This is a genomic window from Streptomyces katrae, assembly GCF_000966975.1.
GTDB lineage: Bacteria > Actinomycetota > Actinomycetes > Streptomycetales > Streptomycetaceae > Streptomyces > Streptomyces katrae.
The window spans coordinates 1-462 of sequence record NZ_JZWV01001779.1 but is presented as its reverse complement, the minus strand read 5'-3'; the positions used below and the strand labels follow the sequence as shown (position 1 = coordinate 462).

Genomic DNA, 462 nt, shown 5'->3' with positions numbered 1-462 from the left:
GGTGGGAGCGGTGGTCTCGAAGGTGGCGTTGCCCTCGTCGATTCCGGCCTGGTAGATCGCCAGGACCTCAGTCGCGTGTGCGGTGGTCAGTGGGACGACCACAGCGGCGGCGCTCACGCGCCCGCGGCCTTGGTCAGCAGCTGCCCCATCGCGGCGAGCACGGCGGGCTCGACCCGGTAGTAGACCCAGGTGCCGCGCCGCTCGGAGGACAGCAGCCCGGCCTCCTTCAGCTTCTTCAGGTGATGCGACACGGTCGGCTGGGAGACGCCGACGTCGGAGATGTCGCACACGCACGCCTCGCCACCCTCGTGAGAGGCCACAGCCGAGAACAGCCGCAGCCGCACGGGGTCACCCAGCGCCTTGAACATGACCGCGGTCCGCTCGGCCTCCTCGGCCGTCAGCGGACGCTCGGCCAGCGGCGGGCAGCACGGCACGACCTCGGGCTCAAGCAGCGGCAACACC

Annotated in this window: 1 protein-coding gene and 1 pseudogene; both read right to left on the bottom strand. The window is 71.2% G+C overall.

The genetic code is table 11. From position 1 onward, the window contains the following. Positions 1-102: pseudogene (locus VR44_RS48240) on the bottom strand (GNAT family N-acetyltransferase); the annotation flags it as partial. An 11-nt stretch (positions 103-113) separates the two neighbouring features. Next, complete coding sequence (locus VR44_RS40565) at positions 114-461, bottom strand: ArsR/SmtB family transcription factor (protein ID WP_045952718.1); 348 nt, start codon at positions 459-461, stop codon at positions 114-116. Position 462 lies beyond the last annotated feature (1 nt).